Origin of the sequence: Photobacterium sp. GB-36, assembly GCF_003026135.1 — a bacterium.
GTDB lineage: Bacteria > Pseudomonadota > Gammaproteobacteria > Enterobacterales > Vibrionaceae > Photobacterium.
On record NZ_PYNY01000002.1, the window covers coordinates 74,892 to 101,470 of the forward strand.

General features: G+C 39.9%; 27 protein-coding genes and 1 riboswitch. Of the genes, 17 read left to right on the forward strand and 10 right to left on the reverse strand.

Annotated features, from left to right (window positions below; translation table 11 throughout):
• Nucleotides 1–2: 2 nt before the first annotated feature.
• Both rsxB and rsxA read right to left on the reverse strand, forming a co-directional pair.
• Nucleotides 3–587, reverse strand: coding sequence for an electron transport complex subunit RsxB (rsxB, locus tag C9J46_RS02075; protein ID WP_105059814.1), 585 nt, complete (start codon nt 585–587; stop codon nt 3–5).
• Nucleotides 587–1,168: an electron transport complex subunit RsxA gene (rsxA, locus tag C9J46_RS02080; RefSeq protein WP_045083337.1), complete on the reverse strand. Its 582-nt coding sequence runs from the start codon at nt 1,166–1,168 to the stop codon at nt 587–589. Before rsxA ends, rsxB begins: the two co-directional genes overlap by 1 nt.
• A gap of 395 nt (nt 1,169–1,563) precedes the next feature.
• Between rsxA and pepE the strand changes: the two genes are divergently transcribed.
• The 4 genes from pepE (at nt 1,564) to C9J46_RS02100 (ending at nt 7,695) form a co-directional block, all read left to right on the forward strand.
• A complete protein-coding gene (pepE, locus tag C9J46_RS02085; protein WP_107290493.1) occupies nt 1,564–2,301 on the forward strand; it encodes a dipeptidase PepE in 738 nt (245 codons plus the stop codon).
• Nucleotides 2,302–3,462: 1,161 nt separating this feature from the next.
• Nucleotides 3,463–5,490, forward strand: a complete 2,028-nt coding sequence (uvrB, locus tag C9J46_RS02090) for an excinuclease ABC subunit UvrB (protein WP_107287149.1) — start codon at nt 3,463–3,465, stop codon at nt 5,488–5,490.
• Between the two features lie 402 nt (nt 5,491–5,892).
• On the forward strand, nt 5,893–7,335 hold the full coding sequence (gene luxO / locus C9J46_RS02095; RefSeq protein ID WP_107206154.1) for a quorum-sensing sigma-54 dependent transcriptional regulator LuxO: 1,443 nt from the start codon (nt 5,893–5,895) through the stop codon (nt 7,333–7,335).
• Nucleotides 7,336–7,695, forward strand: coding sequence for an Hpt domain-containing protein (locus C9J46_RS02100; protein WP_107206155.1), 360 nt, complete (start codon nt 7,336–7,338; stop codon nt 7,693–7,695).
• Here the strand turns inward: C9J46_RS02100 and yvcK are convergent.
• The 3 genes from yvcK to C9J46_RS02115 form a co-directional block, all read right to left on the reverse strand.
• Nucleotides 7,657–8,553, reverse strand: coding sequence for a uridine diphosphate-N-acetylglucosamine-binding protein YvcK (gene yvcK, locus C9J46_RS02105; protein WP_107245893.1), 897 nt, complete (start codon nt 8,551–8,553; stop codon nt 7,657–7,659). The two genes, C9J46_RS02100 and yvcK, sit on opposite strands and share 39 nt — an antisense overlap.
• Nucleotides 8,554–8,659: 106 nt before the next feature.
• Nucleotides 8,660–9,235: an LON peptidase substrate-binding domain-containing protein gene (locus C9J46_RS02110; protein ID WP_107206157.1), complete on the reverse strand. Its 576-nt coding sequence runs from the start codon at nt 9,233–9,235 to the stop codon at nt 8,660–8,662.
• A 212-nt stretch (nt 9,236–9,447) separates the two neighbouring features.
• Nucleotides 9,448–9,675, reverse strand: coding sequence for a hypothetical protein (locus C9J46_RS02115; protein WP_107206158.1), 228 nt, complete (start codon nt 9,673–9,675; stop codon nt 9,448–9,450).
• A gap of 184 nt (nt 9,676–9,859) precedes the next feature.
• Nucleotides 9,860–10,028, forward strand: a riboswitch (molybdenum cofactor riboswitch).
• Here C9J46_RS02115 and moaA point away from each other — a divergent pair.
• The 11 genes from moaA to C9J46_RS21730 all read left to right on the forward strand — a co-directional run bounded on the left by moaA (nt 10,002) and on the right by C9J46_RS21730 (nt 19,616).
• Nucleotides 10,002–11,006, forward strand: coding sequence for a GTP 3',8-cyclase MoaA (gene moaA / locus C9J46_RS02120; RefSeq protein ID WP_158259265.1), 1,005 nt, complete (start codon nt 10,002–10,004; stop codon nt 11,004–11,006). Its footprint overlaps the riboswitch before it by 27 nt.
• Before the next feature lie 90 nt (nt 11,007–11,096).
• Nucleotides 11,097–11,576, forward strand: a complete 480-nt coding sequence (gene moaC / locus C9J46_RS02125) for a cyclic pyranopterin monophosphate synthase MoaC (RefSeq protein ID WP_005368821.1) — start codon at nt 11,097–11,099, stop codon at nt 11,574–11,576.
• Nucleotides 11,573–11,818 (forward strand): molybdopterin synthase sulfur carrier subunit, encoded by a 246-nt coding sequence (gene moaD, locus C9J46_RS02130; RefSeq protein ID WP_107206160.1) that lies wholly within the window; start codon nt 11,573–11,575, stop codon nt 11,816–11,818. Before moaC ends, moaD begins: the two co-directional genes overlap by 4 nt.
• 3 nt (nt 11,819–11,821) lie before the next feature.
• On the forward strand, nt 11,822–12,265 hold the full coding sequence (gene moaE, locus C9J46_RS02135; protein WP_105059821.1) for a molybdopterin synthase catalytic subunit MoaE: 444 nt from the start codon (nt 11,822–11,824) through the stop codon (nt 12,263–12,265).
• 529 nt (nt 12,266–12,794) lie between these two features.
• Nucleotides 12,795–12,959, forward strand: coding sequence for a hypothetical protein (locus tag C9J46_RS02140; protein WP_199187014.1), 165 nt, complete (start codon nt 12,795–12,797; stop codon nt 12,957–12,959).
• Nucleotides 12,960–13,417: 458 nt separating this feature from the next.
• The gene (locus C9J46_RS02145) at nt 13,418–15,049 is read left to right on the forward strand and encodes an ABC transporter substrate-binding protein (RefSeq protein WP_107287148.1); all 1,632 of its coding nucleotides are present in this window, start codon (nt 13,418–13,420) and stop codon (nt 15,047–15,049) included.
• A gap of 84 nt (nt 15,050–15,133) precedes the next feature.
• Nucleotides 15,134–16,054: an oligopeptide ABC transporter permease OppB gene (oppB, locus tag C9J46_RS02150; RefSeq protein ID WP_107206163.1), complete on the forward strand. Its 921-nt coding sequence runs from the start codon at nt 15,134–15,136 to the stop codon at nt 16,052–16,054.
• Between the two features lie 16 nt (nt 16,055–16,070).
• Entirely contained in the window at nt 16,071–16,982 is a 912-nt protein-coding gene (gene oppC, locus C9J46_RS02155; protein ID WP_107206468.1) for an oligopeptide ABC transporter permease OppC, read from the forward strand.
• Nucleotides 16,983–17,058: 76 nt separating this feature from the next.
• Complete coding sequence (locus tag C9J46_RS02160; RefSeq protein ID WP_107206164.1) at nt 17,059–18,024, forward strand: ABC transporter ATP-binding protein; 966 nt, start codon at nt 17,059–17,061, stop codon at nt 18,022–18,024.
• A complete protein-coding gene (oppF, locus tag C9J46_RS02165; protein ID WP_107206165.1) occupies nt 18,024–19,013 on the forward strand; it encodes a murein tripeptide/oligopeptide ABC transporter ATP binding protein OppF in 990 nt (329 codons plus the stop codon). Before C9J46_RS02160 ends, oppF begins: the two co-directional genes overlap by 1 nt.
• Before the next feature lie 381 nt (nt 19,014–19,394).
• A complete protein-coding gene (locus C9J46_RS21730) occupies nt 19,395–19,616 on the forward strand; it encodes an OmpA family protein (RefSeq protein ID WP_255418311.1) in 222 nt (73 codons plus the stop codon).
• Between the two features lie 74 nt (nt 19,617–19,690).
• On the opposite strand, the gene purB is transcribed toward C9J46_RS21730, so the two are convergent.
• The 4 genes from purB to C9J46_RS02190 form a co-directional block, all read right to left on the reverse strand.
• The gene (gene purB, locus C9J46_RS02175) at nt 19,691–21,058 is read right to left on the reverse strand and encodes an adenylosuccinate lyase (RefSeq protein WP_107206166.1); all 1,368 of its coding nucleotides are present in this window, start codon (nt 21,056–21,058) and stop codon (nt 19,691–19,693) included.
• Between the two features lie 97 nt (nt 21,059–21,155).
• On the reverse strand, nt 21,156–21,773 hold the full coding sequence (gene hflD / locus C9J46_RS02180) for a high frequency lysogenization protein HflD (RefSeq protein WP_005368793.1): 618 nt from the start codon (nt 21,771–21,773) through the stop codon (nt 21,156–21,158).
• 12 nt (nt 21,774–21,785) lie between these two features.
• A complete protein-coding gene (mnmA, locus tag C9J46_RS02185) occupies nt 21,786–22,901 on the reverse strand; it encodes a tRNA 2-thiouridine(34) synthase MnmA (RefSeq protein ID WP_107206167.1) in 1,116 nt (371 codons plus the stop codon).
• 362 nt (nt 22,902–23,263) lie between these two features.
• A complete protein-coding gene (locus C9J46_RS02190) occupies nt 23,264–23,914 on the reverse strand; it encodes a pseudouridine synthase (protein ID WP_107206168.1) in 651 nt (216 codons plus the stop codon).
• Nucleotides 23,915–24,054: 140 nt separating this feature from the next.
• Here C9J46_RS02190 and icd point away from each other — a divergent pair, with 140 nt between their 5' ends.
• Nucleotides 24,055–25,308 (forward strand): NADP-dependent isocitrate dehydrogenase, encoded by a 1,254-nt coding sequence (icd, locus tag C9J46_RS02195; RefSeq protein WP_107206169.1) that lies wholly within the window; start codon nt 24,055–24,057, stop codon nt 25,306–25,308.
• Between the two features lie 470 nt (nt 25,309–25,778).
• On the opposite strand, the gene cspD is transcribed toward icd, so the two are convergent.
• A complete protein-coding gene (gene cspD, locus C9J46_RS02200) occupies nt 25,779–26,000 on the reverse strand; it encodes a cold shock domain-containing protein CspD (protein ID WP_005368784.1) in 222 nt (73 codons plus the stop codon).
• Nucleotides 26,001–26,224: 224 nt separating this feature from the next.
• On the opposite strand from cspD, the gene clpS reads away from it, so the two are divergent.
• A complete protein-coding gene (gene clpS, locus C9J46_RS02205; protein ID WP_006646582.1) occupies nt 26,225–26,545 on the forward strand; it encodes an ATP-dependent Clp protease adapter ClpS in 321 nt (106 codons plus the stop codon).
• Nucleotides 26,546–26,579: the final 34 nt, after the last annotated feature.

Genomic DNA, 26,579 nt, shown 5'->3' on the forward strand with positions numbered 1-26,579 from the left:
AACTACGACTCTACCTTTTCTGTACTCGGTGCATCACTGATATTTACGATTGGAATTTGGTTTAGTTGCCATTTCCAATTATCAGGCGTTTCTTTAACTGGGATCATTTCGATACAGTCAGTAGGGCAGGGAGCAACACAGAGATCGCAACCTGTACATTCGTCTTTGATAACCGTATGCATAGATTTAGTGCCGCCAACAATGGCATCGACAGGGCACGCTTGAATACATTTAGTACAGCCAATGCACATATCTTCATGAATAAATGCGACTTTTTTAATGTTTTCTTCTGTACCTTGGGTAGAATCAGGAACATCAACACCCATCAAGTCAGCTAATTTTTCAATAGTAACTTGACCGCCAGGAGGACACTTATTGATCACATCGCCATTGGCAATCGCTTCTGCGTAAGGGCGACAGCCAGGATAGCCACATTGACCACATTGGGTTTGCGGAAGAATACTGTCGATTTGTTCAACAATAGGATCGGCTTCAACTTTAAATTTAACCGAAGCAAACCCAAGAATTAGTCCGAAAATGGCAGCCAGAATAACGATGGCAATGACTGCGATAAGGATCCCACTCATTACAATTTCACCAATCCAGTAAAGCCCATAAATGCAAGAGACATTAGCCCTGCGGTGATCATCGCAATGGATGCGCCTTTGAATGGCTCAGGTACATCAGCGGCAGCAATGCGTTCACGCATAGAAGCAAATAAAACAAGCACAAGTGAGAAACCCACTGCAGCACCAAAACCATAAATAACGGATTCAATAAAGTTATGACGCTCATTTACGTTTAATAAGGCGACACCTAACACCGCACAGTTAGTGGTGATAAGTGGTAAGAAAATACCTAATAAACGATAAAGCGTTGGGCTTGTTTTATGTACGACCATTTCTGTGAATTGCACAACAACGGCAATGACTAGAATAAAGCTTAGTGTGCGTAGGTACTGAATCCCTAATGGATCCAAAATGTAAGTTTCAACAAGATAAGCACAAACAGAAGCAAGCGTCAGCACAAAAGTGGTTGCTAAGCCCATTCCAATAGCTGTTTCTAATTTTTTAGATACGCCCATAAATGGACATAAGCCTAAAAATTTAACGAGTACAAAGTTGTTAACCAACACAGTACCAATAAGTAATAGGAGGTATTCAGTCATACCGGCTTCATTATTATTAAAAGAGATCTAAACATTATCTGATTTTGTTGCCGTTATAACAACTCCTGTGGTGTAGGGTTTTAGTGATTATTGTGTTTTTCATAAAGATAGATCATGAAATATAAGTTTTTAATTTAGTTACTACGGCTTTGTTTAGCTGTGCGATCAAAAAACACCCACTGCATATGACGCAGAAGTTATCAGTTTTTGGTTTTGTGTTTATTAATTGTTATTTGACTGTATGCCTTAGTCAGAAAGCTTGTGATGATGAGTTAAGTTTTCGCAAAATATGTTTGGATAGCTTGTAAAGCCGTTTTAAACCTCGTTTTATGTAAGGGCACTTGTGATCATCGTGTGAGATGATGGCATCATTGAATGAGCATAGGATAGATGTGATGGATATTTTATTATTGAGTAACGGTAAAATTGCAGGTAATACCCATGTAATGGAATTTGCGGGTGATGCAATTGTTGAGCAAGTTAAGCGAACTGGCGCTAAACATTTTCTTGTTATTCCTTATGCTGTGATTCGATCGAGTCATGATGATCGTGTGGCGATGGTACAAGCGACATTTGATCGTTTAGGTATTGATTGTGTTGCAACAGGTATTCATCAAGCAGCCGATCCAGTTAAAGCCATTGAGGAAGCTGAAGGAATTATTGTAAGTGGTGGTAATACATGGGTTTTAAATAAAAAACTTCATGACTTAGGTTTAGTTGGACCGTTACGTAAGGCGGTATTAGCGAAAGGTATTCCCTATATTGGTTGGAGTGCAGGTACCAATATTGGTTGCCCAACTATTCGTACCACTAACGATATGCCGATTGTCACCAGTGCAGTGCTAAGCTCACTTAACTTTGTTCCTTTCCAAATAAACCCGCATTATCTAGAAGCGTCGGTTGAAGGTCATATGGGAGAAACCCGTGATGAGCGTATTCAAGAGTTTTTAGAAGTGAATAAGCATGAGCCGGTTGTGGGGATTCCAGAAGGAACATGGCTGCAGTTATTAGATAGAGAGTTAAGCTACCACACAGCAAATGGTAAGCCATTAAAGCTATTCCAGTATGGCGTTGAGCCTGTTTATTTTGAGGAAGGGCAAGATATTCAATTTATGATGGAATATAGCTGTTAATACATCAGACAATATTCTACTAAAGAAAAGCCAGCGTTATGCTGGTTTTTTTATAGTGGTTATGTGGAGGGCTTTCATTTTACAAAATTGCTCCCAGATGCTTATAAAATAATGCTTGATTTTTAGAATAGTAGATTTGACCAGTGTTTAACTTAGTTATCCACAAAAACTGTGGATAAGTGTGTTGATTTCATCTTGTAAACGTATTGGAGAGTGGTAGTTTGCATTCATCACTTTGTTATGTTTGAGAGGGATGATGATAAAAAGGTACTAATTTCAAATACTATTATTGACTAGATGCATATCTATAAGAGCCATTGTTAAGCAGACAGATATTACTGATGGTTGCTTTTCATTGAGCTAAAAAATTGAACAGAATAGGTATAAGCTGTGGATGTAAACGTTAATGTTTAATTGTTTTTTAAAGGTTAACGGTATGAAGCTTAGATGTTTCTTTGAAGGGGAGAGCATAATACGTGTTACAACATGGTCGGTCAATTGATCTGGATTCATTTTTCTGCTTTATATTAATATTTAGGTAATAATTTCATAAAAAGAGATAAAAAAAATCATATATTTTTTAATTTTTTTGCTCATTGTGAAATTCACCATTTAATAATATTAAATACAATATTGTTATTAATTAATGAGTTATGGTTTTATTTCTGCGGTGGTAAACATCAATATTCTGAAATTCAGAACGACATATAAGCCTGGCTTATTTATCCTTCATTTATATTCACGTGGTAACTTTTACCTTGCCCGCCCTTCGCTTTATGATTCATTCCACATTAAGTTCCTGGATTCGAGTCAGGCATTTAAACTTATGATTTAAGATAAGGGTACTTAATGCCTACACGTCAAATTTAGCTTAACGTTTTGCTTATAAGTTGAGTTAGCTTTTTACAATATAATGTTGTTTGCTTCAATATTAGTTAGTTAAGACCCAAAGGGGGCTATTTACAGACTGTTGTAAATAGTTGTGGTCTTTTATTCTGTGAGTCATGTTTGGTGTTCAAACTCTTAGTATTCACTTAACTAATATTGAAGCTATTTTTTTATCTGCAATTTAGTTTCTTCATCGCAAGTATTTCCAGTAGTTGACATTACTAATGGTCTATCCACAATGTAAACAGTAATTTATTGCTGGATATGTAATTTATGAGCGACTTATTTTCTCTTGCTTCTGAATATTCACCATCAGGCGATCAACCTACCGCTATTGCTCAATTGGTTGATGGTTTAGATTCAGGACTAGCGCACCAAACGTTACTTGGCGTAACAGGTTCAGGTAAAACTTTTACCGTGGCTAATGTTATTGCCCAAGCTAATCGACCGACTTTGATCCTTGCACCAAATAAAACGTTGGCAGCACAGTTATATGGTGAGATGAAAGAGTTCTTTCCAAATAGTGCTGTAGAATACTTTGTATCCTACTATGACTATTACCAGCCCGAAGCGTATGTGCCTACAACGGACACATTCATTGAAAAGGATGCGTCGGTTAATGCGCATATTGAGCAGATGCGACTATCAGCAACCAAAGCATTAATGGAACGACGCGATGTTATTATTATCGCTTCTGTGTCTGCGATCTATGGTTTGGGTGATCCTGATTCTTACCTAAAAATGATGCTACATGTTCGGCGTGGTGATTTTCTTGATCAGCGTGACATTCTTCGTCGTCTGGCTGAGTTGCAATATACCCGTAATGATATGGCCTTTGAGCGCGGTACTTTTCGAGTTCGTGGGGAAGTGATTGATATTTTCCCTGCAGAGTCAGAAAAAGAAGCGATTCGTCTTGAGTTATTTGATGATGAAGTGGAATGTATTTCATCCTTTGATCCCCTGACTGGCAGTATCACGCATCGTGATATGCCGCGTACTACTATTTACCCTAAAACACACTATGTGACGCCACGAGAGAAAATCTTAGACGCGATTGAAGGGATAAAAAAAGAACTGGTTTTGCGCAAAGAGCAGTTTTTAGGAAACAATAAACTCGTCGAAGAGCAGAGAATTAGTCAGCGCACACAATTCGATATTGAAATGATGAATGAGCTAGGTTTTTGCTCTGGTATTGAAAACTACTCACGTTATCTTAGTGGGCGTGCTGAGGGTGAGCCACCACCAACATTGTTTGATTACTTACCTGCTGATGGCTTACTGATCATTGATGAATCACACGTAACTGTGTCGCAAATTGGCGCGATGTACCGTGGTGATCGCTCTCGTAAGGAAAACTTAGTTGAATATGGATTCCGTCTTCCTTCTGCGCTTGATAACCGACCGATGAAGTTTGAAGAGTTTGAATCGTTAGCGCCTCAAACGATTTATGTGTCAGCCACACCGGGTAATTATGAGATTGAAAAGTCGGGTAATGATATAGCAGAGCAGGTGGTACGCCCAACGGGATTACTTGATCCTGAAATTGAAGTACGCCCTGTTGGTACACAAGTGGATGATTTGCTTTCTGAAATACATATTAGAGAGAAAAAAGGTGAGCGAGTATTAGTTACAACCCTTACTAAGCGTATGGCAGAAGATCTCACTGAGTACCTTACAGAGCATGGTGTGAAGGTGCGTTACTTACACTCTGATATTGATACCGTAGAGCGGGTGGAAATTATTCGCGATTTACGATTAGGTGAGTTTGATGTGCTAGTGGGCATTAACTTATTGCGCGAAGGGTTAGACATGCCCGAAGTGTCATTAGTTGCGATTCTAGACGCTGATAAAGAAGGTTTTTTGCGATCTGAACGTTCATTAATACAGACGATTGGTCGAGCTGCTCGTAATATAGAGGGTAGAGCGATTCTGTATGGTGACCGTATTACAGGTTCAATGGCGCGTGCAATTAACGAAACCCAGCGACGTCGTGAAAAGCAAATTGAATATAACCTTGAGCACGGTATTACACCTCAAAAGTTGAATAAGAAAATTGGTGACATTCTTGAATTAGGCGCTCCAAGTTCACGAGGAAAGTCGCGAAATAAAGCGGCAGATCTTCACAAAGTGGCAGAAAGCAAAGGAACGTATTCAGCGCTTTCGCCACAAGAGCTCGAATCACAAATTCAAGTACTGGAAAAACAAATGTACGACTTTGCACAAAATCTTGAATTTGAACAAGCGGCAGAAACACGCGATAAGATCCATAAACTAAGGCAGCAATTTATCGCCAATAGTTAATTGGTTATTGGCTATTTTTCTTGTGGATCTTGAATTTTAGGTAAAAAAAAGCCAACCGATAAAAAAGGTTCGGTTGGCGTCATTGTTTTAGTGAAAAAAATCCACAAACAACGTCAGTTGGCTAGGTTGACTCTTAAATTAAGAGTCACGTTATATAAAGCATGTAGTGTGCCAACTTTTAAAAGTCGTATTTTTTTATACAATCCAGCGTGTTTTCTGTCTTTGGGTAGCACTTATTTGCTTGCGCCACAGCACAAATAAAAACAAATATTCGCAATTTGCGAATCAATTTGCGAGTCAATATGAGATAATTGAAAAAAAAGAAATCTATCCCCCATATTTTTTTCTATTGATTACAATTAGTTTAAGGGGCTTGTTTTAGGAGGAGCAATGGAGAGCAGAATGCAGCAACGCCAAGTATTAATGGTTGAAGATACAGCGTCAGTTGCGGCCTTGTACAAATCTTACTTAAACCCTCTTGGACTTAATGTAAGCATTGTTGGTACAGGGAAGGAAGCACTGAGCTTTATTCAAGATATAATTCCTGATCTAATTTTATTAGATCTCCGTTTACCTGATATGACGGGAATGGAAGTGCTTGAACGTGTGAGAAAAGAGCACGGTAATGTTCCTGTTGTAATAATGACTGCACATGGTTCGATTGATATAGCGGTTGAAGCTATTCGTTATGGCGCACAAGACTTTTTAATTAAACCTTGTGAGGCTGATCGATTACGAATTACGGTAAACAAAGCGCTTAAAGCCGAAAGTAAATCGAATACCAGTACTCAATCCAAGCAATCAGATGGAGCACAATACCAAGGATTTATTGGTAATAGTTTACCAATGCAGGCGGTATATCGCGTTATTGAATCTGCAGCTTCAAGTAAAGCGACGGTATTTATCACGGGTGAAAGTGGTACGGGTAAAGAAGTGTGTGCAGAAGCGATTCATGCAGCCAGCCCACGTCATGATAAACCGTTTATTGCTCTAAACTGTGCTGCTATACCTAAAGATCTCATTGAAAGTGAATTGTTTGGCCATGTAAAAGGTGCCTTTACAGGAGCTTCAACGGAGCGACAAGGTGCCGTTGAAATGGCACATCATGGTACGCTAATGCTTGATGAGCTATGCGAAATGGATCTTGATTTGCAAAGTAAATTGCTACGATTTATTCAAACTGGAACCTATCAAAAAGTCGGCTCATCAAAAATGAGTAGTGTTGATGTCCGTTTTGTTTGTGCAACTAACCGAAACCCTTGGGAGGAAGTGCAAGAAGGCAGATTTCGAGAAGATCTTTACTACCGTTTACATGTTATTCCTATCTCTTTACCGCCGTTACGGGAGCGTGGCGGAGATATTATAGAGATTGCTCATGCATTATTAGGTTTGATGTCGTTGGAAGAAGGTAAAAGCTTTAGTCGTTTTTCTGAGCCAGTTTTACGGTTATTTGAGTCCTACTCTTGGCCTGGTAATGTACGTGAATTACAAAATGTGATCCGTAATATTGTGGTTTTAAATACTGATGATGAAGTCAAACTTGAAATGGTTCCGCCGCCTATTAATTCAATTAACGGTGTAGAAATTGCATCTTATCCTAAGGCTCTACCTGAGAAAGTACAGAGAGAAAGCCTTGCTGATGAATCTATTTATTCACATGATCATCATAAAAATAAAATTGAGCCGCTCTGGGTTGTAGAAAAAAGAGCGATACAATGGGCGATTGATGCTTGCGATGGCAATATTCCAAGAGCCGCAGGCTTACTAGAAGTCAGTCCATCAACGATATATCGTAAATTGCAATCTTGGCAAGACACTAATACCAGTGCTAGGGAGATGGATTAAATGCCAACAACGATAAATTCTGAGACAATTAAACGCCTTGCTGATGAAGTTGGTGAGGACACCGTGTCATTGCTATTAAATGTTTTCAGTGATGAATTAGAACAGTATTCAAAGCAATTATCGGCACATCCTTCCGTTGATCAAATTGGCGAAATTAGCCATGCAATAAAAAGTAGCGCCGCAAGTTTTGGCGCGGACGATTTAGCATTAATGGCACAAGAATGTGAATATCGAGTAAAACAAGGACAAGATGATTGGATGATTGACCATTTGCCTGAATTTAGACAAATGGTCGAAGGTATGGTGGTTGAATATAAGCAACTAGCAGGAAACAATGAGCTTATCAACCGCATGCTTTAACTTGTCTCGGTCATGTCTCCACTCATGATTACTGGATGCAAGATCTTCAATTTGCAGATTAAATTTATTGTTTAAATCTGTATGAAGTTTATCGGTCAAGATTGTATCTATCTTGCGTCCATTCATTGCTCTTTCACACCAATGTAACATGGTCTCTAGTGACATTTTCCCAGCAGGGCCATGTTCCTTATCTAGGTTAGTAATAAACACGATTTGTGCGTTACTGTTTTTTAACGCGATACCTAAATCACGTAACAGTAAGATAGGCATAACGCTTGTTAAGAAACTACCAGGGCCGAGTAATATCAAATCAGCTTGATTGATTGCGTTTAAAGCTTCTTTTGTTGCCGGCACTGCGGGCTCAAGATAAAGACGTTTAGGTACTTCTTGTAATTCATCAACACTGGTTTCACCATTTATAATCTCGCCACTGTAGGTAATGGCAGCGAGATCTGATGGGTGTTCTGACATTGGAATGATCTGAGTTTCAACATTTAGCATATCTCGGATCAGATTAATGGCATCAAGTGGGCGAATCGAGAGGTTATCTAATGCTGTAAGCATTAAGTTACCGAGGTTATGACCATTCAACTCACCATTACCTTTAAAACGGTATTCAAAAATCATCGAACCAATCGATGGCTCTGTAATTAATTGATTAATACAGTTACGCATATCGCCCCAAGCAATACCGCCTTGGCAAGCTCTAATACGACCCGTTGAACCACCATTATCGGTTGTTGCGACAATACCCGTTACTTTTGAACCGTAACAAGAAAGCGAGGATAGGATCCGTCCTAGGCCATGACCGCCACCGATGGCAACAATATTCTTTTTCAATTTATCTGCCTTAAGTATAGTGTTGGCTTTTTAATATTGCTTATAAGCGTTCAGGTTATCAAAAAATGTATTGTATTGCATTTTTTGCTGTGTAAATTACCTGTGGTATCTCACTTAAAATAGATTAGTGGCTTGTTTTAATCATACTCATTAAATAATCGTAAGTATTCAAACAGGTTGGCTTATTGAGTAAATGCTGCTTATCGATAGTAGGTAACGGTAATATTTCTAACCAACGTTGACATAACCAGCTGAGGTTATTGAAGTCTTTGGATTTGTATAGCTCATCAAGATCAGGGAATTTTTCAAACATTTTCTTCAGCCGAATCGCAAGTAATTGTTGCTCTTTATTGATTGCGATTTCTTCCCAGCAGGGTAAAGGCGTCGTTTCTCCCCAAAAAACACCATCGGTTGTTTGTTTTATCGACTGGATCTTAAAGTTATTATGACCTGAAACGGTGAGTTTTATAAACGGGGAGCCTTGCTCTTGGTTGAAATCATCAATCGTGACACGAGTACCGATATGAAATAAATGTTGAGCTTCCTTTCGATTGCTATACATACAAATACCTAACCCATCTTTTGAAGCGAGTGCCGCTTTCAAGGTAGGTGTTTGATCGACTGGCGAGATATAGATTTGCATCCGACCAGTAGGAAGAACATGGCGCTTTTGAAAAAGTAGCGGTAATACTTTAGCCATAAGGAACTCCATAGTAAGATTAGCAATGCCTAGCTATGTAGACAATGCAAAACTAATGCCGACTAAAAGTTAAGGCGTTCACGTGGCTTTGTCATTGAGTTCATGAGCTTTTAATCAAAGTGTGTCTGCTTTTGACTTAATTTTAAGTTAATCAAGCTTAATGTTGATTGCAGTTTGAAAATCAACATTTGCAAAATAACATTAGTTCAGTGTCATTTTTGACGCTCAATTATTGATAATGCCGTGTCGGTAGGAAGCAGTTCTAAATGCCCTAACTCATCAAAATACCAACCTTTTATGAGCCCTTTATCACGCATATCTATAAAACCATCAATGACTTGCTGAGCAGCATTTTGTGCTGATTCTGCATCAATACCGTCTTCTCGCTGTAAATAGAGAGCGATATCTTCGATTGAAGCCGATTCCATTATATTTGCCATAATACCCTCACTTTTATTGGTAAATTGTGGCTTAAATTATTAACTAGTATTGTCGTGATCTTACTCGAAAGGTAGAATACAGAGTGTTTTTTTCCAATATTTGTCAAATACGGAAAAACTCTGATACTTTTATATTAAGAAATGCTGTTGTGTAATATTATTTCAAGGAATGATTTGCTTTGCATAACTGCCATAACTCCGAGCATTTTTCACTAAGTTACTAAGTGATGTTGGACATTATATATACGTCCAAAAGTTGATAGGTGATTAATGCCAGTGACGATTTGTCACCAGGGTTTATTTAGAAATGAATTGACCTCCCGTATTTGGAAAGGTGTTCCGTGGCGAAACAATTAGAAGATAGTTTCCATCGTAAGTTTTACTACTTGCGACTCTCTGTTACAGATGTCTGTAACTTCAAATGTACCTATTGCTTGCCAGATGGCTATCATCCAACAGAAAAGAAAAAACCTTCTTTTCTAACATTGGATGAGATTCAGCGAGTTGCATCAGCGTTTGCTGAGTGTGGCACCAGTAAAATACGTATCACAGGTGGTGAGCCGAGTTTACGTCGTGATTTTACTGATATCATCAAAACGGTAGCTGAAATTCCTGGGATCAATAAAGTAGCGACAACCACTAATGGTTATCGTATGGCTAAGCACGTCCACGAATGGCGCGATGCTGGCCTAACGCATATCAATGTGAGTGTTGATAGTCTTGATCCTAAAATGTTTTATCAAATTACCGGTGAGAATATGTTCCATCAGGTAATGGATGGCATTGATGCGGCTTTTGATGCTGGCTTTGAGCAAGTTAAAATCAATACGGTACTTCTTAAAGACCTTAATTCACAAGAGTTACCTAAGTTTTTAGAGTGGATTAAAACTCGTCCAATTCAATTACGTTTTATTGAATTGATGCAAACTGGCGAAATGGACAGTCTTTTTCAAAATCATCACCTTTCAGGGGTGAGTATTCGTAATCATTTGATCGCTAATGGTTGGCTACTGAAAATAAAAGGTAGTAATGACGGCCCAGCACAAGTTTTTTGTCACCCCGATTATATGGGCGAAATTGGCTTGATCATGCCTTACGAAAAGAATTTCTGTCAAAGCTGCAACCGTTTACGAATTTCTGCGAAAGGTAAATTACATCTTTGTTTGTTTGGTGAACAAGGTGTTGAGTTGCGTGATTTACTGGCAAGTGATGATCAAAAAGAATTATTAATTGCACGTATTCAAGCAGGGCTAGGTGAAAAAGCGGTAAGCCATTTCTTGGATGAAGGCAAAACAGGTATGACGCCAAACCTAGCATCCATTGGCGGTTAATTCTGTCTACTTTTCCTAATTTTAGAGAACCTAGTTGAGATAAATATCTCTACTAGGCTTCGTATCGCTTCGTTGAGGAACGATTAAATAATGAATCAATTTACACACATTAATGCATCAGGTGAAGCCAACATGGTTGATGTTTCTGCTAAAGCGGAAACCGTTCGTGAAGCACGTGCAGAAGCTTTTGTTCATATGGCAGCAGAAACGTTAGAGCTGATTGTGTCAGGTCAGCATCATAAAGGTGATGTGTTCGCAACAGCGCGCATTGCTGGCATTCAAGCGGCCAAAAAAACATGGGATCTGATCCCACTTTGTCATCCGTTGCTACTTTCGAAAGTTGAAGTACAGTTAGAAGCGATTCCAGCTGAAAACAAAGTCCGTATTGAGTCTTGCTGTAAGCTAGCGGGTAAAACGGGTGTAGAGATGGAAGCATTAACTGCTGCTTCTGTTGCTGCATTAACGATTTATGATATGTGTAAAGCGGTACAAAAAGATATGGTGATTAGCCAAGTGCGTCTGCTAGAAAAAACAGGCGGTAAATCAGGTCACTTTAAGGTAGAAGCATGATTAAGGTTCTCTTTTTTGCTCAAGTAAAAGAGCTTGTAGGTACAGATAGCCTTGAAATTGATATGGTTTATTCTACAGCTGATGCGCTACGTGAAGCATTGGCAACACGTGGCGATAAATGGCAATTGGCATTAGAATCAGGCAAGTTACTTGTTGCTGTCAATCAAACTATTTGTTCACTAGATACGCCATTAACTGATGGTGATGAAGTCGCATTTTTTCCACCAGTAACAGGGGGATAAGTGATGATTTCTGTTCAGTTTGATGATTTCTCGGTTGCTGATGAATACGAAAAGTTAGCAGAAGGCACAGAAGCTGGTGCCGTTGTAACTTTTATCGGTAAAGTACGTGATTTTAATCAAGGTGATGCTGTGACGGGACTATCTTTAGAGCATTATCCTGGAATGACGGAAAAATCGCTTCAAGAGATCGTTGATCAAGCACACCAACGTTGGCCATTGCTTAAAACACGTGTCATTCACCGTGTAGGTGATTTGGCATTAGGTGATCAGATTGTGTTTGTGGGTGTAACAAGTGCCCACCGTGGCGCAGCTTTTGAAGCGTGTGAGTTCATCATGGATTTTTTAAAAACCCGTGCACCTTTTTGGAAAAAAGAACAAACACCAGAGCAAAGCCGTTGGGTGGATGCTCGAGAAACGGATACATCAGCCGCTGATCGCTGGAAATAGCAAATGAATAAAAGAAAGGAGCCGCAAGGCTCCTTTTTTTTACTTATAAAGCAGTAGATGGTTCTAGGTTATTGCGATTGATCATTCTTCTTGTTTTTATCACGTGTTATCACGCTAGATGGTACGTAATTAGGGCGAAAACGTGATGGGCTTGGGCGTGACGCACAACCTACTGGTCTCATAGAATACTCTTTAAAATGGAATTAAGTGGGTTATTCTTTAATATTTTTTAAATAAAGCATAAATACTTTACATTAATAATATTACCCCTCTTTTTTATGTTTTGTATGTAAAATCATGGATAAACATGTCGATATAATAAAACTATCTATCAGTGAAATTGTTAATCATTTTTAGTTATTTAAAAATAAGAAATAAAGTTTTATGGCAGATTAGAGGCGAACTGTGTAGATGTGTGCCATATTTTAAATGCGGTTAGTTATTAAATAGAAATTAGTTGCTGGTGTTAGACCAAGCAGGATAAGTGGTAATTGAGGTCTACTGGCATAGCTTGACAGCGGAGGGTTCAATGAAGCACAGACGCGTATCTAATAAAAAAATGAAACAAATTATGCATGATATTGGTATGACAGATCAGCCAGAGGATAATGAGTCGCAATTGTTATTAGAGCAAAGAGAGCAATCAGTAAGTGACGATAAACAATTGATTCAGTTAGATAGCGAAAATAAGTAATTTCCACATATTTCTTATAATAGTTGAATAAAAAAGCATCGATAGTATCGATGCTTTTTTGTGCGTGAAACAAAAATGTAAATATAATGTTGCTTTAGTGTTTGGTTTTTTAGGTTTCATAAGCTGCATTTTGGGTTTTTATTGAGTTTATTTACTGCTTATTTGGTTATATGTTGGTTTTATATAGTGTTATTTTCTATTTTTTGAGTGTTTATAGAAATGAAACGTTAATTACATTGTTATTAATAGTATTAAAAACTAATGAATAGTGATCTTATTAGCATAAAGAAGCTTTTAATTGTTAAAATATGGTAAATATATTTATATTCTGGTAACGTTTTGAATAATTCTTCGGTTTGATCGGCCTGTTTTAGGATAAAAACTAGCCAATAAAGCTATTTAGAGTAGCCAAATGAAGAACGTCACGGACGTAATAAACTGATGTATTGGAGTAATGCATGTACAAGAATAAAATCACTCAAGCACTCATGATGAGTGCAAGTTTTGCCGTAGCCGCCACTTCTTTTTCTTCTTTTGCGGCACAAGTTCCCTCTGATGTAAAACTTGCTGATAAGCAAGAGCTTGTTCGCGGTAATGGAACCGAGCCAGAATCGCTAGATCCGCAAAAAGTATCAGGTGTACCTGAATCAAATGTTATTCGTGATTTACTTGAAGGGTTAGTAAACCAAGATAGTAAAGGTAACTTAGTACCAGGTGCCGCTAAGTCGTGGGATACAACAGATAATAAAACTTGGATCTTCCACCTTCGTGAAGATGCAAAATGGTCTAATGGCGATCCTGTAACAGCTGAAGATTTTGTTTATACATGGCGTCGTTTAGCGGATCCAAAAACAGCATCTCCTTACGCGTCATATATTCAAATGACAACAATGGCAAACGCCGAAGATATCATTGCAGGGAAAAAACCAGCAGATACATTAGGCGTTGAAGCGGTTGATACACATACTTTAAAAGTAACATTGGATAAGCCAGTGTCTTACTTCGCATCCATGCTTGTTCATACTTCAATGAAACCTGTAAATCAAAAAGCAGTGGAAAAGTTTGGCGATGATTGGACGAAAGTAGGTAACTATGTATCTAACGGTGCATACAAGTTAGATAAGTGGGTGGTTAACGAGCGTATTGTACTGACTCGTAATGAGAATTACTGGGATAACAAAGATACCGTTATTAACAAAGTAACGTTCTTACCGATTGAAAACCAAGTTGCTGCAATGAACCGCTTCTTAGCGGGTGAGCTAGATATGACGTACGAAATGCCAAACGAGCACTTTAAACGTCTGCAAAAAGAATACCCACAAAATGTGAAAGTTACGCCATATCTATGTTCGTACTACTACGAATTTAATATGACACGTAAACCTTTTGATGATGCAAACGTACGTAAAGCACTGTCATATGCCATTGATCGTGATGTATTGGCGAAATTTATCGTAGGTAAAGGAGAAACGCCAGCTTACAACTTTACACCATTGGCAACCAATGGCTTAGACGTTGATATGCCTGAGTACTCGAAGCTTGATCCAAAGCAACGCTTAGCGAAAGCAAAAGAGTTATTGAAAGCGGCGGGTTACGACCAAAATAATCCTCTGAAATTTAGCCTGCTTTACAATACATCTGAAAACCACAAGAAAGTGGCTGTTGCGATAGCTTCAATGTGGAAAAAAGGCTTAGGCGTTAGTGCAACGCTAGAAAACCAAGAGTGGAAGAGCTACCTCGATGCTAAACGTCAGGGGAACTTTGATGTTTCACGTGCAGGCTGGTGTGGTGACTACAATGAAGCATCAACATTCCTAGCTATTATGCGAAGTGATCATTCACAAAACTACCCGAAATATTCAAGTGCTGATTACGATAAAGCGATTGATGATGCGGTACTAGCAACAACAGATGCACAGCGTTCTGCTGATTATAAACAAGCTGAAGCAAAACTTGCTGCAGATATGCCTATCATGCCTATCTACCATTATGTCAATGCGCGCTTGGTTAACCCTCAATTAGGCGGTTACCCAATGGAAAACCCAGAAGATAATATCTACTCAAAAGATATGTACTTCACAGCGAAATAATTCGCGCTAAATAAAAATAATAATATGCAGCCTTCGGGGAATGAAGGCTGCTTTTGCACTCACAGCAATTACACGGTAGCGTTTATGTTTAAATTCATAGCTAAACGGATTTTAGAAGCCATACCGACTTTATTGGTATTGATCACAATTTCTTTCTTCTTGATGCGCTTTGCACCAGGTAATCCTTTTTCAAGTGATCGTCCTCTTCCACCTGAGGTTATGGCAAATATCGAAGCGAAATACGGCTTAGATAAACCAGTTTTAGAGCAATACACCACCTATCTTGGCAATATTGTCCAAGGTGATTTTGGTCCGTCTTTTAAATACAAAGATTTCACTGTTAACGAGTTGGTGGCAAAAGCCTTACCTGTATCGGCAAAAATTGGCTTCTTCGCCTTTATTTTTGCGTTAGTGATGGGGGTAGCTGTTGGCACTATTGCGGCGTTGAAACAAAATACCTGGCTCGATTATACAATTATGTCGACAGCGATGGCGGGGGTGGTTATGCCGTCCTTCATTCTCGCACCGGTTCTTATCTACATATTCTCGATTAAGCTGCAGTGGCTACCTGCGGGTGGTTGGCAAGACGGCTCTACAAAATTTGTGTTGCTACCGATGTTTGGTATGGCGCTTCTCTACGTCGCCACGTTTGCCCGTATTACTCGTGGTAGCATGATTGAAACGTTAAACAGTAACTTCATTCGTACTGCGCGTGCGAAAGGGTTAAGTTACCCTTACATCGTCATTAAACACGCTTTAAGGCCTGCACTTCTTCCTGTTGTTTCTTATATGGGGCCTGCTTTCGTTGGCATCATTACGGGTTCTGTCGTTATCGAAACCATTTTTGGTTTACCGGGTATTGGTAAGCTATTCGTAAATGCAGCGTTTAACCGTGATTATTCGTTAGTACTTGGTATTACTATTTTGATTGGTTCATTAACCATTATCTTTAACGCCATTGTGGATATTGTTCTCGCAACAATTGACCCTAAGATCCGTTACTAAGAGGCTAATAATTATGATGTTAATGAAAAAAGATAGTGTAGAAGCCTTAGAGAACTTTTCAGAAAACTTGGAAATTGAAGGCCGTAGTCTTTGGCAAGATGCGCGTGTGCGTTTCATGCGAAATAAAGCGGCAATGATTTCTTTAGCGATTTTATTCTTAATTACCTTTGCTGTTATTTTCGGTCCAATGTTTAGCCAGTATGCGTTTGATGATACTGACTGGTATGCGCTACATGCAGCGCCATCACTCGGTGCTGAAGGGCACTTTTTTGGTACTGATAGTTTAGGCCGTGACTTATATACTCGAACCCTGATTGGTGGGCGGATCTCACTGATGGTCGGTATTTTAGGTGCATTAGTCGCGGTGGTGATTGGTACGCTATATGGTGCCGCATCGGGATTCATAGGCGGTCGAACTGACCGTGTGATGATGCGTATTCTAGAGATTTTATATTCAATCCCATTTATGTTCTTCGTGATTGTTTTAGTGACGTTTTTTGGTCGTAACATCATGTTGATATTTATTGCGATTGGTGCCATTTCATGGCTCGACATGGCTCGTATTGTTCGCGGTCAAACCCTGTCTTTACGTGGTAAAGAGTTTATTGAAGCAGCCCATGTTTGTGGCGTGAGTCGCTGGCGTATTATCACTCGCCATATTGTGCCTAACGTCTTAGGTATTGTGGCGGTTTACTCAACGTTACTTGTTCCGTCAATGATTCTGACTGAATCTTTCCTTAGCTTCCTAGGCTTAGGGGTACAGGAACCAATGACAAGTTGGGGTGCTTTACTACAAGAAGGTTCACAAACAATGGAAGTGGCTATTTGGCAGTTGATATTCCCTGCAAGTTTCATGGTTGTGACACTGTTCTGTTTTAACTACGTGGGTGACGGCCTACGTGACGCATTGGATCCAAAAGATAGATAACTGGATGAAGCTGGTTGGCAACACATGCTGCTAGAACAATAAAGTTGATCAGCTTGCTTCATTATAAGGACGTAATATGAGCTTATTAGATGTAAAAGATCTGCGTGTCGAATTTACCACGCCTGACGGTATTGTTACTGCGGTTAACGATCTTAATTTCTCGCTGAACCTTGGAGAAACCTTGGGTATTGTAGGTGAATCAGGTTCAGGTAAAAGCCAAACCGTTTTTGCCATCATGGGGTTACTGGCGAAGAACGGTAAGATCAGTGGTAGTGCTAAATTTGAAGGTAATGAAATTTTAAATATGCCTGAAAAGGCGCTGAATAAAATTCGTGCAGAACAAATCGCGATGATTTTTCAAGACCCGATGACATCGCTAAATCCCTATATGAAAGTGAGCGATCAGCTCATGGAAGTATTAATGCTGCACAAAAACATGAGTAAGTCTGAAGCGTTTGAAGAGTCTGTTCGCATGTTGGATGCGGTTAAGATCCCAGAAGCACGTAAACGGATTGGCATGTACCCGCATGAATTTTCAGGCGGTATGCGCCAGCGTGTGATGATCGCAATGGCGTTATTGTGTCGTCCTAAGTTGTTGATTGCTGATGAGCCGACAACAGCACTTGATGTAACCGTTCAAGCACAGATCATGGAATTACTGAATGATTTGAAGAAAGATTTTAATACTTCAATCATAATGATCACTCACGATCTTGGTGTCGTCGCGGGGAGCTGTGACAAAGTACTTGTGATGTATGCCGGTCGAACGATGGAATACGGTAAGATCAATGATATCTACTATCAACCAAGCCATCCTTATACCGAAGGTTTATTGCGTGCTATCCCTCGTTTAGATACTGAAGGGGAGGAGTTACCAACTATTCCTGGAAATCCGCCGAATTTATTACGTTTACCTACGGGGTGTCCATATCAAGATCGATGTCATCGTGTATCAGCACGTTGTAAACAAGAGTCGCCGATCTTAACTCCGTTCGATGATGGTCGTTTACGCGCGTGTTTTTCTGATATGAGGGCATGGTAATGAGCACAGAAAAGAAATTATTATTAGATGTAAATGATCTTAAAGTTCACTTCAACATTGCAGCAAAATCTGCTTGGCCATGGACACCGCCACTTAAATTAAAAGCCGTTGATGGCATTAATATCCGTATTTATGAAGGTGAAACACTCGGTGTAGTGGGTGAGTCTGGCTGTGGTAAATCCACTTTTGCTCGTGCTGTTATTGGTTTAGTTGAAGCAACGGATGGGCAAGTGGTCTGGCTTGGTCAAGATTTGACAAAGTTGAAGCGTGAAGCTTTGCGAGAGAAGCGTAAAGAAATTCAAATGATCTTTCAAGATCCATTAGCATCATTAAACCCACGTATGACGGTGGGTGAAATTATTGCAGAGCCATTAAAAGCGTTTTATCCAAAGCTTTCAGCTGATGATGTAAAGCAGCAAGTACAAGCGATGATGACTAAAGTGGGTTTATTACCTAACGTGATTAACCGTTATCCTCATGAATTTTCTGGCGGGCAGTGTCAACGTATTGGTATTGCGCGGGCATTGATCTTAAAACCTAAAATGATCATTTGTGACGAGCCGGTATCAGCACTTGATGTATCGATTCAGGCTCAGGTAGTTAATCTACTTAAATCGTTACAAAAAGAGATGGGTCTTAGTTTGATTTTTATTGCTCATGATCTTTCGGTTGTGAAGCATATCTCTGATCGTGTGTTGGTGATGTACTTAGGTAATGCGGTTGAGATGGGGGAAAGTGAAGCCCTGTTTGCCGAGCCTCAGCACCCTTATACCAAGGCATTAATGTCTGCTGTGCCAATCCCAGATCCAGAATTGGAACGTAACAAGCATATCGAATTGCTTGAAGGGGATTTACCGTCACCAATGAACCCCCCTTCAGGCTGCGTATTTAGAACCCGTTGCCCAAATGCCACATCATTGTGTGCAGAGCAACAGCCGCAACTAAAAGGTAACGATGTTCATGCGGTGTCATGCTTACATGTAGCGTAAATTGTGTTTAATTACAAAAAGCGGCTTTCTATATAGAAGCCGTTTTTTTATTGGTAATTTTTCAGTTGCTCTGTGATGTTCTTATTTTGATACAGAATATGCACAGCGCGTTTTAACGCATTGTTTACGCTTTCATTCTTTGTGACTTCAATGCAATCTGCCGTGATATTCTTCTGTACATTATGCTCGCAAACACGACGTTGATTGATAGTAATGAAAACCGATTGGCCATTAAATTTCAGTACTTAAACCGCAAGCAATAGCGGAAGATAAGAAAATATATTTGTCTTTGATCTCGCTAAAGCGGTTTTAAAATCAGAAGACATTAAATAGTTAGAAGTTTTTTTTACTAAAATTCAGTCACTTTAAGAAGATATCTTAATTACAGGTCATACCGATTATCAAGGGAGTGATAGCTATAATGAAGCTTTATCGCTGCGTCGTTCACATGCGATTGAAAGCTATATAAAAGTGCGAATTGATGAAAGTCATTATCAGTTTGAAGTGAAATATTTTGGTGAGAAGAATCCCATCGTGAAAGGACACTGCTTAAAAGCTAATGCATTGAACCGACGTGGTTTGGTGATGTTCACGGAAGTCTAATGGATAAATTCGAGATAAAGAAAAGGCGAGAAAGGTCACCCTTCTCGCCTTTTTTAATCCCGTTTAGAACGACATTATAGCTTGTCAGTTAGCTTAACAGCATCACCAATGTAGTTTGCTGGTGTTAGCTCTTTTAGACGTGCTTTTTCATGCTCAGGTAGGTCAAGACCATCGATGAATACACGCATACCTTCGCCATCAACACGCTTACCACGAGTTAGCTCTTTTAGCTTCTCGTATGGCTTTTCGATACCGTAACGACGCATTACTGTTTGTACAGGCTCTGCCAATACTTCCCAGTTCTTATCAAGCTCTGCTGCTAACGCATCAGCGTTAACTTCTAGCTTGCTAATGCCTTTCAGTGTTGATGTGTAAGCAATAATTGCATAACCACAACCTACCCCTAGGTTACGAAGTACTGTTGAGTCAGTTAGGTCGCGCTGCCAGCGAGAAACAGGCAGTTTTTGTGCTAGGTGACCGAAGATAGCATTCGCTAGGCCAAGGTTACCTTCAGAGTTTTCAAAGTCGATTGGGTTAACTTTGTGCGGCATGGTTGATGAACCGATTTCACCTGCAATCGTCTTCTGCTTGAAGTGACCTAGTGCAATGTAGCCCCAAACGTCACGGTCAAAGTCTAGAAGAATTGTGTTGAATCGTGCGAATGCATCGAATAGCTCTGCGATGTAATCGTGTGGTTCAATCTGTGTTGTGTAAGGGTTCCAAGTGATACCTAGAGAGGTCACGAACTCTTCACTGTATTGGTGCCAATCGATTTCAGGGTAAGCTGAAAGGTGAGCGTTGTAGTTACCTACAGCGCCGTTGATCTTACCAAGAATTTCAACGTTTTCGATTTGCTTGTATTGACGTTCCATACGATACGCCACGTTAGCCATTTCTTTACCCATTGTAGATGGAGAAGCTGGCTGACCGTGAGTACGAGTAAGCATTGGAATATCACGGAATTGATTTGCTAGATCTTTGATCGCATCAATCACGTTACGTACTTCTGGTAGCATCACTTTTTCACGTGCTTCTGTCAGCATAAGCGCGTGAGAAAGGTTGTTAATATCTTCTGAAGTACATGCAAAGTGGATGAATTCGTTAACCGCGTGAAGCTCTGGCACTTCAGCTACTTTTTCTTTTAAGAAGTATTCAACCGCTTTAACATCGTGGTTTGTTGTACGCTCAATCGTTTTAATGCGTAATGCATCTTCTTCACTAAACTCAGCGGCAACACGATCTAAGAATGCGTTAGCTTCAGGGCTGAATGCAGGAACTTCCACAATAGCGTCAGTAGCGGCTAATTTTTGTAACCAACGGATTTCAACGATTGTGCGGTACTTTAGCAGACCAAATTCACTGAAAATGCTGCGTAGTGCGCTTGTTTTACTTCCGTATCGGCCATCTACTGGGGAAACAGCAGTCAATGCTGACAGTTCCATATTGGGTCTCTCCTGATTTATAAGGGTTAAAACAATTTGTTCATCTAGCTAAGGGATAAGCCAAAGCTAGATGTTATGAATATTTACATCGTCGCTTTTAGTTTCGCGCAAGCAATATTTTTGCTTGCTCGATCATTTGTTTACGACCAAACAATAGGTGGCGACGTTTGCCGCCGACTTGACGCCACAGTACCGCACCACGAACAGCCGCTAGTAATAATGCACGGACTTTATGCTGTACGTGAGATTGTTGTAATTGCGCAGGTGTGCCTGATACTTGGATACGAGGGCCAAGTGGGCTAATAATATCGAGGTAAACACTCGCGATATTACTGAGCATTTGCTCGTCAAGTAGCTCGAAGTGATCACGCTGGCGTTTAAGCATATCAATGCGATCACCAAGCTGAGACATACTATCTCGACGACTTTCCAACTTACGTTCTAATGCCATCACACTGACTAAGTAGCGAGTAATTTCACTACCTGACGTGCTATTGTCGATATCACGCACCATGGACTCTAAGCCCATGCGTAGGTTTTCTTCATTTCCATAGACAGCAATAGTATTGTTTGGTGTTGTTTCAACAATACTATTTAATGTTGCGGCTAGAATATCGTTGTCACAGCTACCATTCTTGGCAACTTCCTGAACCAGTTTTACCGCTTGGCAAATACCAGCAAAGGCGATTGTTCGATCATAAACAGTGTAAGCCACGGTGAAACTCCTTTAAATTCGCTCTTCAATAATGCCGCCACCTAGGCAGATTTCACCGTTGTAAAATACCGCGGATTGACCTGGAGTAACTGCAATTTGAGGCTCATCAAAAATCACTTTAATGGTTTCATCATCCACAGGAATGATGGTGCAAGGAATGTCTTGCTGGCGGTAACGTGTTTTCACCGTACAAGCCATTGTTTCACGAATTGGTTGACGATCAACCCAGTGCAATTGCTTCGCAATTAAACCGTTTGACTTTAGGCGCGGGTGATCTTTGCCTTGGCCAACAATCAATAGGTTGTTTTTAACATCTTTATCAACCACATACCATGCATCTTCGTGACCATTACCACCTTTTTGACCACCAATATGTAAGCCTTTACGTTGGCCTAGAGTGTGGTACATCAAGCCTTGGTGTTCACCAATTTCTTTCCCTTCGTCAGCGGTAACAATTTTACCTGGCTGAGCGGGTAGATATTTGCCTAAGAACTCAGTGAATTTACGCTCACCGATAAAACAGATACCTGTTGAATCTTTTTTCTTCGCTGTAATTAAGCCTTGCTCTTCTGCAATGCGACGAACTTCTGGTTTCTCGAGTTCACCAACAGGGAATAAGCTACGTGCGATCTGCTCGTGACTTAAGGTGTACAAGAAGTAGCTTTGGTCTTTGTTATTATCTACACCACGTAACATTTGTGGTTTATCGCCTTCCGCTGTCGGGAAGCTACGACGGGTGTAGTGACCCATAGCAATGTAATCAGCTTCAAGTACTTCGTCTGCAAATTCAAGGAATGCCTTAAATTTGATTTCCTTATTACATAGAATATCTGGGTTTGGTGTACGACCGGCTTTGTATTCAGCTAGGAAGTACTCGAAAACGTTATCCCAGTATTCTGCTGCAAAGTTAATGGTGTGCAGAGGAATACCCAGCTTGTCACATACAGCTTGTGCATCAGCGAGATCTTCTGCAGCAGAGCAGTATTCGTCGTTATCGTCTTCTTCCCAGTTTTTCATAAATAAGCCTTCAACTTGATAACCCTGTTGAAGGAGTAGGTAAGCGGATACCGATGAATCTACGCCGCCGGACATGCCGACAATGACTTTCTTTTGGCTGTTATCTGACATATTTCTCTTCAGTCGCTAATTTAGTGTTAAGAGCGTAATTCTAACAGAAAGCATTGAGCTGAAACAGATCGAGAGCAGAATCACACTTCAATAAATAAGTGACATAGCGCAATGCGCTGTCTTGTATCATTGCTGAAATTAAAAAATTACTACTAATACAATGGGTAATAGCCAAATAAGCCGTGAATATAAAGTATAAGTAGACTGTTTTTCTAGTTGCGCAAACGTTTGCTATTTAGGTCGATAATAATAGATATAGTGATGAATGTGTAGTTTTTTTGAAGAGAAAGAGTGTTTTACATTTTAGTTGGTAATCTGTGTGATTTGAGAGAAGAAACAATCACACAGATAAATAGCAGCGTTTACAATTGTTCACTGGTGGCTAATGTGACCTCTCGCCACTCACCAGGTGCAAGATCATTGACCGTCCATTGTGCCATTTGATGGCGAATTAGGCGTAATGTTGGATGGCCGATATGCGCGGTCATACGGCGAACTTGGCGATTACGCCCTTCTTTTAGTGTAATAGCAAGCCATGTCGTTGGAATGTTTTTACGTTCGCGAATGGGGGGATTACGATCCCATACCATTGGTGATTCAATGACTTCAACACCTGCAGGCAGTGTCATGCCGTCTTTTAATTCTACGCCATCACGTAAAGCTTGCAGATTAGCTTCTGTTGGTGCGCCTTCAACTTGTACCCAATACACTTTTGCTTGCTTTGATTTGGGCTGCGTTAACCTAGCTTGTAACACACCATCATTGGTTAAAACTAACAAACCTTCACTGTCTTTATCTAAGCGTCCAGCAGGGTAAACATCTTTTACTGGAATAAAGTCTGCAAGTGTACTGTCACCCGGTTCACCAGAAAACTGGGTCAAAGTGTTAAAGGGTTTGTTAAATAAAATGATCTTTTGTGGACCGCGAGCTCGCTTCGGTTTATTTAATTTTCTTGATGCCCTGCGCTCATTATTGGCACGTTTAGGTTGACGAATCATGGTATTTGGCTTCATAAATACTGCCGTAATGGAGATTTGTAGTATAGACAGGTCTATTATACGTGAAAATAACACAATTGGCGTACCGTTAAAATTTCAAGTATGATTTGCTCGCATCTTACAAAAAGATAACAAATGGACGCTAGGAGATTAAAATGGATAGTAAAGTAGTTGTACCAGTTGAAGGTCAGAAAATTACCCTAGATTCTGATGGTAAATTGGTCGTTCCTAACAACCCAGTCATTCCTTACATTGAAGGTGATGGTATTGGTGTTGATGTAAGCCCTGCAATGATTAAAGTTGTCGATGCAGCTGTAAAGAAAGCCTACGCTGGCGATCGTAAAATTGAGTGGATGGAAATCTACACAGGTGAAAAGTCTACACAGATTTACGGTGAAGATGCTTGGTTACCTCAAGAAACATTAGACTTTATCCGTGAATATAAAGTAGCGATCAAAGGCCCACTGACAACACCTGTCGGCGGTGGTATTCGCTCACTGAATGTAGCATTACGTCAAGAGCTAGATTTATACATCTGTGCTCGTCCTGTTCGTTACTTTGATGGTGTTCCAAGCCCACTTAAGCAACCAGAGCTAACTGACATGGTTATTTACCGTGAAAACTCTGAAGATATCTATGCGGGTGTTGAATTCCAAGCGGGCACTGCTGAAGCGGATAAAGTAATTAAATTCCTACAAGAAGAAATGGGTGCAACTAAAATCCGTTTCCCACAACAATGTGGTGTAGGTATCAAGCCTGTATCTGAAGAAGGCACTAAGCGTTTAGTTCGTGCTGCAATTCAATACACAATCGATAACGATCGTGACTCACTAACGTTGGTACACAAAGGTAACATCATGAAGTTCACCGAAGGTGCCTTCAAAGATTGGGGTTACGAAGTTGCGCTACAAGAGTTCGGTGCTGAACTACTTGATGGTGGCCCATGGATGACTCTAAAGAATCCAAATACGGGTAAAGAAATCATCGTTAAAGATTGTATTGCTGATGCATTCTTGCAACAAATCCTACTTCGCCCTGCTGAATACGATGTTATTGCAACGATGAACCTAAACGGTGATTACGTTTCTGATGCACTTGCAGCACAGGTTGGTGGTATTGGTATCGCACCTGGCGCAAACATTGGTGATGGCATTGCATTATTTGAAGCAACGCACGGTACTGCACCTAAGTACGCAGGTCAGGATAAAGTAAACCCTGGTTCACTTATCCTTTCTGCAGAAATGATGCTGCGTCACCTAGGTTGGGTTGAAGCTGCAGATCTAATTATTAGTTCAATGGAAGCTGCGATTAGCAACAAAACAGTGACTTATGATTTCGAGCGTCTAATGGATGGCGCAACATTACGTAAGTGTTCTGAATTTGCTGATGATATGATTGAACAAATGTAATTTAATCATTACATATAGATATGAGCCCAGCACTGCTGGGCTTTTTTGTATGCAAAAAACACAGTTTGTCTGCTTGTTAGGCATTCAGAGTAATGGTTCGTGCTTAACTTCTCAAAGGTGATATTTGGCTATGAGTCAATGGTTTTCATCGCTGATTATTTCGCATATGATGAAAACAGAGCAGAAAAATTGTTAAAAATATGTTTGTATTTGAGCGGTGGGGAGTGCTTTTTTAGTCATGCACTTTTTATTCATAATATGTTGGTATATTTCTCTGGTACAGAACAAGATTAGCGAATAACCATGTGGTGGGTGTACTTTTAATGTCCATTGAGGCATTGGATCATAGACAAGTAAACACATTATTATTATTGTCTGTTAATAATGCGGTAGATGTTGAGATAGAAGGGACTAAAAATTAAAGGCGAGAGAAACTCACCTTTATTATACACAATGTGGTAGATACAAGATTACTTAGCTTCATCACCTTCAGCGAGGATGATTTCGCTAGCATGATAGCCTTTGGGGCCTGTTTGCACTTCATAGTTAACTTGTTGTCCCGCCTTAAGTGTTCTATATCCTTCCATCTGGATTGTAGAGTAGTGGGCGAAGATATCATCTTCTCCATCCTCAGGGCAGATGAAACCAAAGCCTTTGGCGTTATTGAACCATTTCACTGTACCTGTTGCCATGCTATTACATCCCTCTTGCATTCAACTTCCATTTGGCATTAGCTATATACCAATACATTTGAATATTTGCATACTAATGCGTTTTGATGCAGATTATATCTACTACAGGTAACACTTTAGTAAAAAGAGCAAGTCAGTCAAGTGTTCTTTGTAACATTTTGATAAAATCTTTTTTGTTGGCTTCTCTATAGCCAGCTTGTGAACTAATGAACTAAGATGAAACTATGAGTAAGTTATACGAATGGATTAGCCCTGACTCCGATATTTTAGAAGAGGAAGAGATTCAGGTTAAGCCACCATCGATGTACAAAGTAATTTTGAATAATGATGATTACACACCGATGGATTTTGTGATAGAAGTGTTACAAACTTTCTTCTCCATGGATCTGGAGAAAGCTGCTCAGTTAATGCTAGCTGTACATTATGAAGGCAAAGCTATTTGCGGAACTTTCACGGCAGAGGTAGCAGAAACAAAAGTAGCGCAAGTAATGATGTACGCACGCGAACATGAACATCCGCTGTTGTGTACTATGGAAAAAGCATAATCTTTTTCCGGCACGCCATTTTTAGTGGTTTTTA